The organism is Thiospirillum jenense, from assembly GCF_014145225.1.
GTDB lineage: Bacteria > Pseudomonadota > Gammaproteobacteria > Chromatiales > Chromatiaceae > Thiospirillum > Thiospirillum jenense.
The window spans coordinates 21,411-38,404 of record NZ_JABVCQ010000012.1 but is presented as its reverse complement, the minus strand read 5'-3'; the positions used below and the strand labels follow the sequence as shown (position 1 = coordinate 38,404).

11 protein-coding genes are annotated in these 16,994 nt (G+C 40.2%); 10 read left to right on the top strand and 1 reads right to left on the bottom strand.

All coding sequences use genetic code 11. The annotated features are described in order from the left end of the window. Positions 1 to 20 precede the first annotated feature (20 nt). The 5 genes from HUK38_RS14900 (at position 21) to HUK38_RS07040 (ending at position 8,630) form a co-directional block, all read left to right on the top strand. Positions 21 to 1,211, top strand: coding sequence for an N-acetyl sugar amidotransferase (locus tag HUK38_RS14900; protein ID WP_202985521.1), 1,191 nt, complete (start codon positions 21 to 23; stop codon positions 1,209 to 1,211). A gap of 127 nt (positions 1,212 to 1,338) precedes the next feature. Continuing rightward, the gene (locus HUK38_RS07055) at positions 1,339 to 2,052 is read left to right on the top strand and encodes a methyltransferase domain-containing protein (RefSeq protein ID WP_182583666.1); all 714 of its coding nucleotides are present in this window, start codon (positions 1,339 to 1,341) and stop codon (positions 2,050 to 2,052) included. A 168-nt stretch (positions 2,053 to 2,220) separates the two neighbouring features. Next, the gene (locus HUK38_RS07050) at positions 2,221 to 3,219 is read left to right on the top strand and encodes a class I SAM-dependent methyltransferase (protein WP_182583665.1); all 999 of its coding nucleotides are present in this window, start codon (positions 2,221 to 2,223) and stop codon (positions 3,217 to 3,219) included. Between the two features lie 43 nt (positions 3,220 to 3,262). After that, complete coding sequence (locus HUK38_RS07045) at positions 3,263 to 3,793, top strand: hypothetical protein (protein WP_182583620.1); 531 nt, start codon at positions 3,263 to 3,265, stop codon at positions 3,791 to 3,793. Positions 3,794 to 4,238: 445 nt separating this feature from the next. Beyond that, the gene (locus tag HUK38_RS07040; protein WP_182583619.1) at positions 4,239 to 8,630 is read left to right on the top strand and encodes a glycosyltransferase; all 4,392 of its coding nucleotides are present in this window, start codon (positions 4,239 to 4,241) and stop codon (positions 8,628 to 8,630) included. Between the two features lie 38 nt (positions 8,631 to 8,668). On the opposite strand, the gene HUK38_RS07035 is transcribed toward HUK38_RS07040, so the two are convergent. Beyond that, positions 8,669 to 9,634 carry a GGDEF domain-containing protein gene (locus HUK38_RS07035; RefSeq protein WP_182583618.1) on the bottom strand — a complete coding sequence of 322 codons (966 nt, stop codon included), beginning with the start codon at positions 9,632 to 9,634 and terminating at the stop codon, positions 8,669 to 8,671. Between the two features lie 716 nt (positions 9,635 to 10,350). Between HUK38_RS07035 and HUK38_RS07025 the strand changes: the two genes are divergently transcribed. The 5 genes from HUK38_RS07025 to HUK38_RS07005 all read left to right on the top strand — a co-directional run bounded on the left by HUK38_RS07025 (position 10,351) and on the right by HUK38_RS07005 (position 16,840). Continuing rightward, positions 10,351 to 10,701 (top strand): acyl-CoA thioesterase, encoded by a 351-nt coding sequence (locus tag HUK38_RS07025; RefSeq protein ID WP_182583616.1) that lies wholly within the window; start codon positions 10,351 to 10,353, stop codon positions 10,699 to 10,701. A gap of 164 nt (positions 10,702 to 10,865) precedes the next feature. After that, positions 10,866 to 11,666 carry a PhnD/SsuA/transferrin family substrate-binding protein gene (locus HUK38_RS07020; protein ID WP_182583615.1) on the top strand — a complete coding sequence of 267 codons (801 nt, stop codon included), beginning with the start codon at positions 10,866 to 10,868 and terminating at the stop codon, positions 11,664 to 11,666. Between the two features lie 2 nt (positions 11,667 to 11,668). Further along, positions 11,669 to 14,785: a putative bifunctional diguanylate cyclase/phosphodiesterase gene (locus HUK38_RS07015; protein ID WP_182583614.1), complete on the top strand. Its 3,117-nt coding sequence runs from the start codon at positions 11,669 to 11,671 to the stop codon at positions 14,783 to 14,785. 373 nt (positions 14,786 to 15,158) lie between these two features. Continuing rightward, entirely contained in the window at positions 15,159 to 16,622 is a 1,464-nt protein-coding gene (locus HUK38_RS07010) for an NAD(P)/FAD-dependent oxidoreductase (protein WP_182583613.1), read from the top strand. Between the two features lie 59 nt (positions 16,623 to 16,681). Further along, on the top strand, positions 16,682 to 16,840 hold the full coding sequence (locus HUK38_RS07005) for a hypothetical protein (protein WP_182583612.1): 159 nt from the start codon (positions 16,682 to 16,684) through the stop codon (positions 16,838 to 16,840). The last annotated feature ends 154 nt before the right edge of the window (positions 16,841 to 16,994 follow it).

The window sequence follows — 16,994 nt, the reverse complement described above, 5'->3', positions numbered from 1 at the left end:
TTTGGTAACAAGGAAAATTTATGTCAGTCCGATACTGTACGAAATGTGTTTATCCGTCGATTAGTGCGGCTCCTTTAACCTTTGATGATAATGGCGTGTGTTCCGGATGCCGTATTCATAATCAGAAAAAACAAATTGATTGGCAACAGCGGTGGCAGTGGTTAAAAACATTAACAGACGAGTACTGTTCTCAGAATAATTACGACATTGTCATCCCTGTTAGTGGTGGGAAAGATAGTTATTTTCAAACTCATATTGCCGTTAAAGAATTAGGGCTCAAACCTCTTCTAGTAACTTATCACGGAAATAACTATCTCCCTGAAGGTGAATATAACCTCTATCGAATGCGCGAGGTCTTTGATTGCGACCACATCATTGTTCGCCCCAGTGTAGACATACTAATCAAAATGAACCGGATTGGTTTCAAGCTTCAGGGTGATATGAATTGGCATGGACACTGTGGAATTTTTACAGTACCTATTCAAGTTGCAGTTCGCTACAAAGTGCCATTAATTTTATGGGGCGAGCATGGTTTTATGGATTTAGGAGGAATGTATTCCTATAACGACTTAGTAGAATTTACCGCGAAGTTTCGCTTGGAACACGCGCTGCGTGGATATGATTGGTATGATTTTACCGATGAAGGTTTAAACAAATTGGGACGACCTGATCTTCAAGAAGGGTTGACAACTAAAGACTTGCTATGGGCACAGTATCCTTCAGATGATGAAATTGACGCGATTGGAGTGCGCGGCATTTATCTAGGTAATTTTATCAATTGGGAAGCTAATGAACACTCCAAATTGGTAATAGAACAATATGGTTGGAAACCTGCCCAACAACCATTTGAGCGTACTTACCGGATGATTTCCAATTTGGATGATATGCATGAAAACGGTATCCATGATTACTTGAAATTCATTAAATTTGGCTATGGCCGCGCATCCGACCATGCGTGTAAAGATATTCGGGCTGGTCTGATGACTCGCGAACAGGGTATTGAGATGGTTCGCAAATACGATTCTGTTAAACCCCGCCGTGATTTGGAGCGATGGTTAGAATATGTTGGCATGAGTGAAAGCGAGTTTGATGAAATCTGCGATCAATTCCGCAACCCCAGAGTGTGGCGAGTTGAGGATGGACAATGGGTTAAGGACAACATCTGGGGAAAACCATCAGCTTATGGTCTGATAAGTGATCAGGCTGATTAGTTAAGTTCTTGAAATAAGAGAGGCGAGCAACTATGGAAAAATTAGGTCAAGATATTGACTCCAAACAATATTGGACAGATGAGGCTAAGCAATATTCGGATGCTTTAAAAAATGACTATAACATAGAATAGATGTTATTCGGTCGCTGATTCCCGCAGAACTTTTTAAACCGCAATCGCAAATTTTTGATTTTGGCTGCGGAGATGCTGTCTTTTTCCCCTGGTTTTTAGAAATGGGATGTCACATTGAAGGAATTGATATTTCTCCCGAAATGGTAGAAATTGGACAGCAGCGATTAACCAATTTAGGAGTTGATTCCTGTCTAATTCAAGTTTCTGATGTTAATTATCTTAAAAAAATCCCTTCTGCATCACTAGATGGATTGCTAAGTTTTAATGTCTTAGCATATTTGACTAATGAAGAAGAACTTACTTTTTATCAAGAGGCTTCTAGAATTGTTCGATCAGGAGGCTATCTAGTTGTCACCCACTCTAATAGTTTATTTGACTTGTTCAGTCTAAATCAGCACACAATTGATTTCTTCGAAAATAACTTCATCCCGGACAGGTACCATCGCTCTGAATTCTCAAAGTTGATTTCGGACTCTGCTTTGTCTAAAGGTGCCTATTATAATATTAGGGAAAATCCTTTGTCTTATCGATATAAATTAAATGGGTTTAAGTTTAAAGAAATAAAGCAAGAGTTTATTAATCTGCATGTTCTACCTCCTTGTTTATTGCAAAATAAGAATTACCCATCGACTTTAAATTTTGCTGAAGAACAACGGTGGAAATTGATGTTTATGTGTAGTGTATTTGGTTCTTGTTCAATACGCTTGTAAATCGAACGCTGTAGTAAAGTTAGAATAAGTGTGGTGCATTTTTAGTAGGACATCTTGAATCAAAGCACTTGAAAAAATTGACTTGGCTGATTTCCTATCAATAAATGCACTGCGGATGTTGCGTTCATTTAGTTTTCTCTATTATTTTATAACTACATGGCTTTTACTATGTTAAAAGAATCAGAGATTCGACCAGATGAGTTAATGAGAGATCAAGCTGATCGTTTAGCAGCAGATATCCGACGCTTGCTACGACACAAACATGAGTTTATTACTGTCAACTGCCCTGCCTGCGGGTTTAATAAGAGTCACAAAGTCTATGAAAAATACGAAGTTCAATTTGTGGCTTGTGAGTGTTGTGGTACGTTGTATGCTAACCCACGTCCTCAACCAGAACATTTAGATGAATATTACGCTTGCTCAGAAAACTATGCCTACTGGAACAAGTATATATTCCCTGCTTCAGAAGCAATTAGGCGTGAGAAAATATTTAAACCAAGAGTCGAAAAGGTTGTTGAAATTTGTAAAAGATTAAACGTTCAAACGAACACTCTTTTAGAGGTTGGAGCAGGGTTTGGAATTTTCTGCGAAGAAATGCAAAAAATTGGTATTTTTAATAAAATTATAGGGGTAGAACCCACTCCAGACTTGGCAGAAACCTGCCGCAATCGTGGTATCAATATAGTTGAAAAACCTATAGAAAAAATTGAATTTGGTAACGAGGTTATTGATGTAATAGTTACTTTTGAAGTAATTGAGCATCTTTTTTGTCCTAAAGACTTTTTAAGCAAGTGTCACAGTTTACTAGCCGAAGGCGGGATACTGATCATAACGTGTCCTAATGCTAAAGGTTTTGACATAACCACACTGGGACAGGAATCTAGCGCTGTCGATAATGAACACATTAATTTATTTAACGTCAGTTCTCTGACTATGTTGTTAAAAATATGTGGTTTTGATTTGATTGAAAAACGAACTCCGGGAGAACTTGATGCGGAATTGGTGCGGAAGCAAATTCTCTCAGGTAAGTTCGATGTAAGCGGTTATCCTTTCTTAAAACAGATTTTAATAGAACAATGGGAGGAAGTAGGTGAAGCTTTTCAGATTTTTTTGTCTCAAAATCTTCTCTCATCTAACATGCTGTTAGTTGCTAGAAAAATTGGGTAGTACATTGGCAATTAGTTAATAAGGGTACAACACTGAGATTGCCGTGAAAAATTCTAGAAAAATTGCTGATTTTTTCAGACATATTTATTGCGGAAGACCTCCTGTAATCGCTTGTTTATGCTCTGAAACTAATGATTACTATTACTCTTGGCAACGAATGATTAACTGGAAAGAAAAGGACTTACATTTATTTGAATTTATAATCTTTCTTGAAAATATAGAAGTTGATGTTGATTTTTTCATCTGGTCTCAGAATCTAGTTTCTTTCCTCGATACGCTGCGTAATCAGGTGTTGTTTTATGTACTTTATAGCCGTTGTTGGCACGGGGATCGCAATTTGGTATGTGACAAATTCCCGTCGTGGTTACCTGATGACTTACTGATAACTTTTGCGAATTGGTCAAAACGTCATGTTAGGGATGAAGAAGTGCTTTTTATCACTAAAACATGGTACAAACAATTTGAATTTTCGGAAGTGTTTTTTTTCAAAAATGTTGAATTTGGTGCTTTAACTGAGTACCAAATGCTACAAGAACTGTTCTCTAACCCCGAGATATTTTTGCAAAATGAATAGAGCCATTGTCTCTTTACTTTGGGAAAAGAACGATCCAGTTTTGCGTTGTTTTTTAGACAAAAAATCGATTTCTGTTTTAGTTCCTAGTGTTTTGTATCGTGAATCTTTGCATACCTTAGTAAAGAGTACGGGAAATCAATTACTACGAATTGAAGATTTTTTGATAGAAGAGCAAATAAATAGTCTCAATCTCGTCTTTGAAGACAAGAATCGTCAGTTAGTTTATGGTTTAAGTAACGAATTTGCTTCTTACTTTAACCAGGTTTGTGTCAATCAAAATACTTCTCATCTTGTCTTTAATGAAGTAGCAATTAATAGTTTGATAGCTGGTATAACTCTTTTCGAGGGACTGTGTGAGGCATCAAATTTTTACGATATTGAGCTAGTTATAGTAAATGAAGATTTCATGGCGTTAGCTCGTGCGGTCATAAGTTGGGCTAAGTCAATGGGCATACCGAGCTTACATGTTGAACACGCTTTTACTACCCAGAACCCTTTTACAATACACAGTAGTCTATACGCCGATTTTTTGGCTGTTGCCAATCATCGTTCACTTGAAGCCTATGCAGATTTCGGTTTCGATCTTTCCAGAATTTTTGTCACCGGCGCACCTCATGCCGATGTTTATTCACAGCTAAAAAAACAAAAGTTGACAACGCGAATTTATATTATTGAAAAGTATAAGTTTAATCCTGATAGACCTATAATAGTTTTCGGCACAACATGGCATGGTTACTTCACTTCTTTTAGTGATCCTCTTGTTTTTGAAAAAACAATTAAACACTTTTTTTCCGCTTGCAAACAGTTGTTTGATAAGGGTATTCAGGCTAATTTTGTCATTAAAGATCGTCCGCAAAATGCGTTTAAAGCAACCACCCTAGAAACTATTAGCAATCTTGCTAAAAACTGCGGAGTAGAAGATTTCTTTTACGTTTTAGCTGATACAGCTGAAATTGTCACTATTGCCGATGTGGTTGTTGCAGTTGATTCTGGTCTGCTGATAGAAGCACTGATCGCGGAAACGCCCGCTATTAATTTAATGTATGAACTGGGTTTAATTTTAGGTCCTTGTTTTGATGTTAACTCAGGTGTTATTGAAGTCGAACCACAACATCTCGCGTGTGAAATTGAGCGGCTTATCATAGATAAACATTATCGAGAACAACATGTACAACAAATGCGTGATTCCGCGAGTTATCACAACCTTGGCGTTGACGGCCGCGCCACTGAACGGGTTGCAGCACTCATGGCAAAGTTAGCCAAAAAAATAAAAAAACCTTCAAGAAGTTCATTGCCGCTGCAACCACCGCATTACGTTTGGCAAGCGCTCTCTGCACGAACAGCAACTTTGGATGATGTTAGTATCGATTATTACAGCGGGGTATGTCATGAATTAATTGCTTTATTAAAACATCCGCCGCAATATGTTTTAGATATGGGTTGCGCAGCAGACGCAACAGGTGCTGAAATTAAGCGGCAATATCCTGATACTATTGTCATCGGAGTAGAATTAAATCAAACTGCCGCAAAAATTGCGCAAATAAAACTCGATCAAGTCATTGTAGAGAGTATTGAAAAACTCGACTTTACTGAACATGCAATACCGCTTAATTCTATTGATACTGTGTTTTTTGGCGATGTTCTTGAACACCTTTATAATCCCTGGGCGGTGCTTGAAAACTTAAAACCATATCTCACTGCTGATGCTCAAGTTCTTGTCAGTTTACCCAATAGCCGTCATTTCAGTTTACTCTCTGATCTTGCGCACGGTAATTGGACTTATCGTGAAGCTGGTTTACTCGATGTCACCCATATTCGTTTTTTCACGCTAAATGAAATTCATAAATTCTTTTCGGAAACGGGTTATATTGTTGATGAGATTGGCTCCGTCGTTATTTCCAAATTAGATTTTATTGTTGAAAACCCACAGACTCATACGGAAGAAAAAAAGGTTATTGATTTATCAACTGTAACACCCGGTGACAACCTCACCATTGGCAAACTTACGCTCAACGATCTAACGGAACAAGACATTTTTGAATTACAAGCCTTTCAGATTTTAATTCGCGCTCGTCCAGCAAATAATCAACAATCCGAATCAGAAAAATTATTAGACAACACTGCACCAGCGGAAGAAACCTATGCTACCTGGCGAGAACGTCACCGATTAACGCCTGCGACAATACAACGATTGCTGATTAGTCAACCTGAAATTATTGATAGCCCTGATCGAGGGGTGCATTTCTTTTTATTTGTTTATAATGATGATGACTATCAACTACTCGCCGATACGATTGATTCACTTGCCGCCCAAATCCCCGCGTATTGGCATTTAACAATTATTTCTCCCCTATCCTGTCCAAACGCTTTATTTGAAACTGAATCAATGTTGGACTGGGTCACGGTCACTGATCCAACTCAATTCAACCATGCAATCAAAACCGCTTTTACGCAATCACCATATAGCTGGTTAATGATTGGCACGGCGGGCATACGCTTAGACCCTGGATTTATTTGCTATCTATTATTAACAGCGCAGCAACATTCGACGTGGCGTTGTGTCTATTGTGATGAAGATCATTTATCTTCGGACGGGCAAACGCTCAATCCTGATTGCAAACCCGCTGTCAATCTTGAATTACTGCGCAGCAGTGCGTATATCGGGCAAGCTGTTTTAGTTCACCGAGAATTGTGGCAAGCATTAGAAACGGAATTATTAACATCACCCCGAGCATGGGCATTTTATGCTGCATTGCGGGCGATTGAACTGTATGGTAATAAGGGTTTAGGGCATATTGATGAATTGTTATTGACAGTACCAGAAGACCTCAATAACGCACCAGAAGATTGGATAAAAACCGCGCAACCTATTCTGCAATCTCATTTGACCCGCTGTGGCATCAACGCATCAGTATGTCCTGGTTTATTACCGGATCGGTTTTTTGTTGATTACCAACTGTCTTATCAGCCGCGTGTTTCAATTCTTGTTGCGATTGAATCTAATGCCGCACCTTTATCTGTGTGTCTTGATAGCATCTTGCAAAATACCCTGTATCCGCATTACGAAATCATTATTGCAGATACGCAATTAGGTGATGCCACAACCCGCGAATCATTTGCACAATTACCACACCGCGATCCCCGTATTCAAGTAATTGCCGCCCCCTATGGAAGTGATTTAGCAATCCAATTTAATTATGCGGCGGAAGCGGCACAAGGCGAGTTTTTTATTTTTTTAACGGCTACGGCGGTTATTGCACAAGATCATTGGGTAGAGCAACTACTGGCTTTAGCAATACAGAATGATGTCGGCGCGGTTGGTTGTCGAGTGATTGATCCACAACAACACATTATTCATGCTGGCGTGATTATTGGCATGGGTAATGGAGCGCAGGCGCTTGGTGGCGCACAATTATTAAATCAACCTGGGTATCTTGGGCGTTTGCAAGTCACACAAGAGTATTCAGCAGTGGCAGTGCCAGGGTTATGTGTACGCCATGATGTATTTGCAGCGATGGGCGGTTTTAATCAACAAACATTTTCGCAGCATTATTATGACGTTGATTTATGTTTACAACTGCGCCAACAAGGCTATCGTATCATTTGGACGCCACACGTCACATTAATTCAACAAATAAATGATAGTACGCAAGATGCTGCATCAACAGCGGTTAATGAAAAATTGACACAACAGTTTAATCAACGCTGGTTAAATATTTATCAAAATGATCCGGCGCATCATCGTTATCTCAGTGTGCGCGATACAGATTGGGTGATTGATGGCGTGATGGATGTCCCTTGGCATCCTATTCTTGAACCATTGCCGCGAGTCGTCGCTTTATTACCCGAGCGAGCTGCAATTGAACAGCGCGTGATTGCGCCTTTAATGGCATTAACAAGTGCAGAACAATTGTGTCATTTTATTTGTTCAGCCGAATTTGGCAAACAGCGTGTGTTGCCAAGTGCTACGGAATTAGTACGCGCTCGTCCAACAACATTATTAGTGCATCGCGCTTTTATTAATACATCACAGGCGGTATTGGCGGATTATGCTGCGGTGTTGCCCGAATTATTCCGCGTCTTTACAGTTGAGGATACGCTATTAACTTTGCTGCATAATGAGGCGTTAAGTGAGACGGAAAATCCTAAATTATTTGCACAAGTAACTGCGATTGCGCAATTATGTCAGCGGTTAATAGTGCCAAATACACAGGCGGCGAAGTTATTAGCTAATTTTCATTCTGATATTGTTGTATTGCCGCCGTATTTGCCGCAAGCACACTGGGGTGCAATAGAACCACGCAAACAAATCAAGAAATGGCGTAAATTGCGAGTGGGATGGTTTGCCCCACGTTTTGGGTGGGTGGGACGTGAAAAAGAATTAGCCGTATTGCAGCCGTTATTTGCTGCTTTACCGCAGTTGGCACGCGAGATTGATTGGGTATTTATTGGCTGGAATCCGCCCGAAGCACAAGCAATTCAAGCTGAAATCTATCCGCATCAAATTAAAACTCCAACGGCGTTGCGGGATTTGGATTTGGACGGTTGCGTTGCTCCGCATTTACCGCCAACCGCACGGTTAATGGAACAATTATGGCAATGGGGTGCAATGGGTTATGCAGTATTAGCGGCAGAGACTCCACTCACGACGAGTTTCCCTGTGTCCACAATTCCGAATGAAACGGCAGCGTGGACTGAAACACTTCATCAATATACACAACAACATCACACGTTAATAACAGCCGCTGAACCATTCCATCACTGGGTTATTAACGAGGCTTTGCTTGAAACAGATGACCATCTGAGCGCGTGGCTTGATGCGTTATTAGCGCGTTAAAAATGTACGGCTATTGATAATAAAAAGTTGAACTAACATCATTGCACAAGGGTATGATGATGGTGGGCCGCAGCACTCCGACTGCCCACTAAAACTTGATTATAACCTGCGTGTTTTGCGGCGTATAACGCTGCATCTGCCTTTTCATATAATTGTTGCAATGTATAGCCTGGACGATAAGTCGCCAAACCAATGCTGGCACTGATATTTAAGGTTTGCCCTTCAGGTGTTGTTAAAACTAATGCCGTAAGTGCATGACGCAACCGTTCCGCGCATTCCATCGCTTGAATAATATCTGCACCAGGCAAGAGAATGACAAATTCATCGCCCCCCATTCGCACACATAAATCGGCAGCGCGTGTTACTTGTCGCAATACCTGTGCCACTGCAATTAAAACTCGATCCCCGGTGGGGTGTCCGTATTGATCGTTAATTAATTTAAACTTATCTAAATCTAATGCCAACATACTAGCAGGGCGTTGTTGGCGTTCGCAATCTGCCAACCACGCCTGCCCTTGTGTCATTAATGCGCGCCGATTGCCAAGTTCAGTTAATACATCCCTTTCTAATTGTGCATTTAATTCGTGAAACTGCAATGCATTGTGTAATGCCGGTGCGGCTAAACCAATTAATGCTTCAATGTGTGTCTGTTCTGCCTCAGTGAAGCGTCGCCCGCGCATAAGTTTTAATACGCCCATCTCACGGTCATTAAAGACTAAGGTGTATTCCAGACTGTGCCGATCTGTTTTGCCACCAGAGAGCCGCAGGGTAGCCGCTGTGGGTATAGAATTGACGTGTGTCCAATAATATTCCCAGCCGGTGTGATGAATCACATTCATTAAAAAATGATTCAACATAGTAAATGCGTGGTGCGGATCCAGCGTACTGATAATTGCTTGTAGGAATTGAATTGGCTCGACTGGCGGCAGTGATAGCAGTGGCATTTCATTACTGGCGGTGACCAAAGTAAGATGCGGTGTATCGGCATAAGTCATGGTGTGCATAGTAAGTTTCCCGAATTGAAAAGCATTTTCCAGAAACTTAAGCAATGTTAACGCCAATATTTTTTAGCTTAAAATTAAGAGGTTAGCAATCGCTTTTAAAAAAGTGGCGGGTTTACGGCATTAATAGGGGTTGTACTGTGAAACCGATCACATGACTATGTCAAAAAAATGACGTATTGACGATATTCGATTGATAACATCAGACTTAATGTAACCATTATAAAACTGACAAAAAAGATTTCAATAATTTTTGATCGGTTTTATTTGAACAATATGATTGAAAACATAGGGAGAAATTCTGCCTTTTAATTTAATTAAACCGCTGAATTTCTCCATACTTTAGTCTATCAAAGTCAACTGATTATTGCATTTGATAAATAGCGCCGCAATATGGACATATTGCCCGATGTTCTGGATTATCTTCAATAGGCAAATACACACGAGGGTGTGCGTTCCATATTGCATCATGCAATGGTGGACAGCATATTGGTAAATCAGCTGATTTAACGACAATCGGTTTGGAAACGGGAGATTTTTGCATAGTTATTAACCTATAGATAATGTATTGATGGGATATGAAAATCTGATCTGACCAGTCACAAACAAGCAGCTATTAAATAATTGACTGACAAAAATAATTAAATGACGACACCTCGGATACAACACTACCAACCATAATAGCATATAAATTGTGCCATACAGCAAGGTTATAATCAATGGAAAGTTATCGGCTTGTTCGACCAGAACACTTAAATCATTACGGGAAGTTATTTGGCGGTTTTTTATTGAAATGGGTAGATGAAATCTCTTGGATTGCTGCCAGTCGTGATTATCCTGGCTATCATTTTGTCACCGTTGGTATGGATCAAGTCGCTTTTCATCGTAGCACTAAACAAGGCAGTGTATTACGCTTTGTAATTAACATTAGTCATCGTGGAACGACCTCAGTGAGTTATCGTGTTGATGTTTATGATGATGATCTAATTTCTGGAGCAGAAACCGCCATATTTTCAACCTGTGTCACCTTTGTTCGTATTGACGCCGTTGGATGCAAATTGTCACTATAATAATTTAGTTCGATCGCTGGATTGATTAGATTATGGTAAATTACCATTTTTTTCCTGCACTTGTGTTATGTGTGAAGCGCTGCGAGAGACAATGTAGGCTGATACTAATATGGTTTTATATTACTTTAATAATATTTACACCCGTCAATTATGCCGCACCGCCAGTGATTCGTTTTGCACCTTTAATACAAGAAAATCAAAGTATTGCGATTGAACAGTTTAAAGACTTTGTGAATTACTTATCACAAGCGTTATCAGTGCGTATTGAATGGGTATTTTTAACGGATTATGCAGCAATTTTAGATGAGTTCCAACACGGTAATATTGATTTAGCATATCTTGGTCCATTACCTTATACATTGCTCAAACGCACCTATACTGCAGCGCAACCATTAGCATGTGTTGCTGATGCTGATGGTATGGCAACCTTGCGTTGTGCGTTAGTTGGTTTTAATGGTGAACCACCAGCAACGGTGCATGATATAGTGAATATGCATATCGCGCTGACTCAGCCTCATTCAACCTGCGGCTATTTAAATGCAGCACAAATTTTAACAGCGGCGGGACGTGATATTAACGGCGATGGCAATTGGTTTAGTTATGCGGGCAGCCATTCCATTGCGGCACTTGGTGTTGTTGCAGGTGATTATGCGGTCGCCAGTATTAAAATGAGTATCGCCCAACGATACGCACATTTAAATCTAAAAATTCTAGCTATTAGCCCGCCTTACCCCGGGTTTTCATTAGTGGTTAATACCGCTACAGTTAATAAATCATTACAGATCGCATTGCAGCAAGCCTTACTCTCACTAACTCCAATACAAAAGCCGGAATTGATGCAGTGGGGATTGCCTTTACGTTATGGGCTTTTGCCACCCGAGCAATGTGGTGATTATACGCAGATTGACAATGCGTTAAAACTTATCCCGTGGCCATTGCCTGCTGATGTCATTAACACGAAATAACCTTGAACCGATCAACCTTAATCACGCTTGTATTTATCGGTATTTCCGAAACAATTTTATTATTGGGATTGTGGCAGTGGTTTGCTCTTCAGTCTGCACAACAATTAACCGTTTTACGTTCGGAACTAACTGGCAGCCATAGTGCAGTGGTAGAAAGCTATCGTCATTTGACTAGCGTTGTTTTACGCCAGAACATTGATCGTTTAACAATTCGTAATTTACTCACTCATATTCAAACCACCCCACCGGATCAATTACCACAACTACGCGGTTTGCTTTACCGTGAATTGATTTTAACCTACCGAATTTTGCGTGATCATCATGTGCAATCACTGCAAATTATTTTACCTAGTGGTGATTCTTTTCTACGCTTTGAACGTCCAGATATTATTACTGAAAACGTCTCTGCAAAACGTTTAACAGTACGCCGGGCAATTGCAACCCGCAGTTTTCAACATGGTTTTGAAACCGGCATGTCTTTGCCATCTTCTCGTTATGTTTATCCGTTGTTAGATAAAGAAAAATTAATCGCAATCATAGATTTTGGTGTTGATACTTCTAACACACGGCGACGGGTATTTGCCAGTTTTAGGAATGCTTCGCGTAATGCACACCAACTCATTGTGCGACGCGATCAATTAGATATGACGCCCATACCAGACGTAGAAAAAATCTTTCGCCCCACTGTATTACACCCAGAATTTGTCGCTCAAATCGCAGCTGACGTTCCCGTATTTAATAAACATCATTTTGACCAAACTGGCGATACAGCGCTAAATGACTGGGTTAGTCAGCTTGACAATTATCTTGGTAAACTCACAAAACTACACGATGCGATTGCTAAAAAAACATATTTTAGTGACTACGTTTGTGTTCAATTGAACACTTGTTTTGCTATCAATCTATCACCAATAGCTAACACTGAAAATCATGTTATTGCTTATTCAGTTTCTTATATTGATGCTCCAAATTATCGCCAAGATACAATCTATTTTGTGTTACTGGGTTGTATTGCTAGTCTTCTGATTATTGCAACAGCATTTGTATTCAAAGGTTGGCTAGAATCCAAACAATATTTACATGCTATTACCGAACACATGGCCGAAGGATTATACGTTGTCACCAATAACGGTCTAATTGTTCATGTCAATCAAGCCGCAACCGATATTCTTGGCTATGCACGTCATCAATTGATTGGTCAAAATGCACATCGCCTATTTCATCTCCATCCTGCAACGGTAAAAACTGATGAAGTATTGCCTTGCATATTACAAATCGCTGCATATTCTGGTCAAATATTGCACACCGAAGAAGAATGTTTTTATCATCGTGATGGTCATAAAATTCACGTCAGTCTAACAGCATCTCCATTAAAAAGTAGTCATCAAATCGCTGGGACAATCGTCTTATTTCGTGATGTCACGCAGGCTTACCAAAATCAATTGCATTTGAAGCAAGCTGACATTGCATTTCAAAATTTTGGTGAGGCGCTATTAGTTACAGATGCCAGTGTCAACATTCAAGCTGTTAATACGGCATTTACAGATATTACTGGCTACACAGAATTAGAGGTGTTAGGAAAAAATCCGCGCTTACTCTCATCAGGACAACAAAATGACACCTTTTATGCCAATTTGTGGGATACACTCAATCATCATGGTCATTGGCAAGGTGAAATTATCAATCGGCATAAAAATGGAAAGTTATTTCCCGCTTGGTTAAAAATTACAGCCGTTTTTAATGAAAAAAAACACATATTAGGCTATGTGGCAATCTGCCGTGATTTGAGCGATTTGCATCAAAAAGATGATTTATTGCGTGATCTTGCACAACACGATCAACTTACTACCTTAGCAAATCGCAGTGCTTTTATCGAGAAATTAAAAGAAACTATTATTATAGCTGGACAAAATCATCAAGAACTCGCACTTCTTTATCTCGACATTGATCGGTTTAAGCGTATTAATGACACGCTCGGACACTTGGTTGGTGATGCGCTGTTAAAAGAGATCGCACAGCGCTTACGGACACTGGTGAACAGCTATAGTTATTGCGCACGGATTGGTGGTGATGAGTTCAGTATTTTAATTAATGATTTTTATCTGAGTGGTCCACCATCGCAAGTTGCGCAACAGATTTTAATTCTTGTGCGTGAACCAATCTGTATTGCGAGTAATGACCTGCATATTACGGTTAGTATTGGGATTTGTTTATTTCCCCAGGATGGAACTGATGGGATTTCATTATTAAAAAATGCGGATGCAGCAATGTATTTTGCAAAGAAACAAGGGCGTGATAGTTATTGTTATTTCAATCCAGATATGGCAACGGATGTCGCCCGGCGTTTTACAGTGGAATCTAGTTTGCGACGTGCCTTGAGTGAAAATCAATTGCGTTTGTTTTATCAACCAAAAATAGCACTCTCAACTAATCGTGTGATTGGTTTTGAAGCCTTATTACGTTGGCAGCATCCCGAACAGGGTCTATTAGCGCCCGGTCATTTTCTTGATGAAGCACGAGATGCCGGGTTAATGCCGGCATTAACAGAATGGGTTGTGCATGAGGCAGCGCGGGCGAGTGCTGAATGGCGGGCGGCTGGCTTACCAGTGGGGCGTATTGCGTGTAATTTAGATGCGTTAGTACTTGATGCGGGTGTATTAAAAAATATGCTATTGCAAGCGGTCAAGTCTGCTGGAATTACTGCCGATGATTTGGATTTAGAAATTGTCGAAACAGCAATGAGTCCAACCACGCAAACATCGCAGTTTTGGCATGATTTGGTTGCTGCTGGGTTTAAACTTGCAATTGATGATTTCGGAACGGGCGAATCTTCATTAGCACGTCTGAAAGAATTACCCGTCAATGCATTAAAAATAGATCGACGATTTGTTCGTGATATAGAGCAGGATGGTAATGATCGGGCAATTGTGCGCACGATTGTTGCGATGGCAAAAGCACTCGGTATAGAAACCATCGCCGAAGGTGTGGAAACACAAGCGCAATTAGACTTTTTACGCGAGCTTGGTGCTGATGCAGCACAGGGTTATTTCATTAGTCACCCAATGCCGGCAATTGAAGTCGCTGAATTTGTTAAAAAACATTTGACGAATTCCACCTAACAAGTATATTTTTAATTATACACAGTTGAACAATGTTTAATGCTTGGCATATAACTAAAAAGAACACAACATTTAACTCAATATTGTATTATTTTTCATTACTTTAGACATGACAATATTGAGTAATATTCAAGTGTCTTATTGCTGGCAACTTCAGTTCACTGTCGTATTTCAGTGATTGCTAACATAATTTATAGTTGAATAGCTTTAGTTGTCTTGACACAGTTGAGTCACTATAGTAGTTATTATAGTAGTCTCAGCTGACTGTCAAACAGCGTTGTTTAGCAATAATACTTGACCTAACCACCCATCTAATGTTATTCAAACGCTGTCTCAAACGTTGTCACAATAAATACGCCGGGGAGGTTTATCTATGGAACGCAAACGTATCGTTATTCTTGGTGCAGGTTTATCTGGTCACACAGTCGCCCGTTATCTAGGGCGTTGGGTTGGTAAAAAACATGACATTGTGGTTGTATCACCCAATGCCAAATGGAATTGGATTCCATCCAATATTTGGGTAGGGGTGGGAGAAATGACTGAACAACAAGTGACATTTGAATTGGCGCCAGTTTATAAAAAATTACATATTGATTTTCGCCAAGCACGCGCAATTTCTATTCACCCGGACGGTAATGACAATCAAGCACGTCCTCATGTCACTATTGAATATACTGATTCAGAACGCGCCGGAAAAACTGATATTATTGATTATGATTTTCTGGTCAATGCGACTGGTCCCAAACTGAATTTTAATGCAACACCAGGGCTTGGGCCTGAACACGGTCATACGGTTTCTGTCTGCACTGCTACACATGCGTTAGAGGCAAATGCACGATTACAAGAGAATATTGCCGCATTAAAAGCCGGTCAAACGCGCACCTTTGTTATTGGAACGGGGCATGGAATGTGTACCTGTCAGGGTGCCGCATTTGAATACATTTATAATATAGATCACACTTTGCGTGAAGCTAAGGTACGCAATAAAGCGCGTATTATTTGGATTAGTAACGAATATGAACTCGGTGATTTTGGCATGGGGGGAGTGCATCTTCATCGCGGTGGGTATGTAACCAATGGAAAGGTTTTTGCCGAATCTATGATGGTAGAGCGTGGCATGCAATGGATTACACGCGCTCATGTTAGTAAAGTTGAGTCGGGAGTGATTCACTATGAATTACTTGATGGCAGTCAAAATGAATTAAAGTTTGATTTCGCTATGCTAATTCCACCATTCGCGGGGGTCGGATTAAAAGCATACGCGAAAGACGGCAGTGACATCACCGATAAATTATTTGCACCTAATAGCATGATGCGCGTAGATGCTGATTATACTGCCAAGCCCTATGAAGATTGGAGTAAACATGATTGGCCACGGACTTATCAAACGCCAACACATAAAAATATCTTTGCAGTTGGAATTGCATTTGCCCCACCGCACCCAATCAGTAAGCCAATGAAAAGCCCGAATGGAACGCCAATTAGTCCCACGCCGCCGCGTACTGGTATGCCGTCAGCAACGATGGGTAAAGCGGTTGCGGGGAGTATTCGTGACATGTTGCGTGGTGCAATAGAACCCACTCGTCACGCTTCAATGGGCGAAATGGGGGCGGCTTGTGTTGCTTCCACAGGATCACACATTTTCAAAGGCACGGCGGCAACGATGACTGTCTTTCCAGTTGTGCCAGATTATGATACCTATCCCGATTATGGGCGGGATATGAGTTTAACGTTTGGCGAAATTGGATTGGCAGGACATTGGATGAAATACATTTTGCACCATGTCTTTTTATATCAAGCGAAACTACGTTTTGGTTGGTGGTTGTTGCCAGATTAAACCATCTAATCAGGGCGTGTTTTTAATAAACCTACATTAGTAAAATAAGGAGCGCGGTGATGCCAGTTAAAAATCGTGAACCGTATCAACAAGCATACTACCCACCGGTGCCAACAGCATTCACTTGCTATATGCGCACTTCAATTATTTGGCAATTAGTACGTTTTGTCGTTATCAATTTTAAGATTCTTAAATTGATGATGAATTCGCACGGCTAATACCCAACAATCTGTGTAGTCGCATAAACAACAGAGAGCATGTTTATGCGGCTACTGTTTTATTGAATTGTCATGGTGTCATCACGCATATTATGCTGTTAACTAAGTTTATACATTCGTTTGGTTCGACTAAAAATTTAGCACAAAAGCATTA

Excerpts from the sequence above, each read along its gene's own strand:
- HUK38_RS14900 (WP_202985521.1), top strand. The coding sequence starts at position 21 with ATGTCAGTCCGATACTGTACGAAATGTGTTTATCCGTCGATTAGTGCG.
- HUK38_RS07050 (WP_182583665.1), top strand. The coding sequence starts at position 2,221 with ATGTTAAAAGAATCAGAGATTCGACCAGATGAGTTAATGAGAGATCAA.
- HUK38_RS07040 (WP_182583619.1), top strand. The coding sequence starts at position 4,239 with ATGGGCATACCGAGCTTACATGTTGAACACGCTTTTACTACCCAGAAC.
- HUK38_RS07035 (WP_182583618.1), bottom strand. The coding sequence starts at position 9,634 with ATGCACACCATGACTTATGCCGATACACCGCATCTTACTTTGGTCACC.
- HUK38_RS07025 (WP_182583616.1), top strand. The coding sequence starts at position 10,351 with ATGGAAAGTTATCGGCTTGTTCGACCAGAACACTTAAATCATTACGGG.
- HUK38_RS07010 (WP_182583613.1), top strand. The coding sequence starts at position 15,159 with ATGGAACGCAAACGTATCGTTATTCTTGGTGCAGGTTTATCTGGTCAC.
- HUK38_RS07005 (WP_182583612.1), top strand. The coding sequence starts at position 16,682 with ATGCCAGTTAAAAATCGTGAACCGTATCAACAAGCATACTACCCACCG.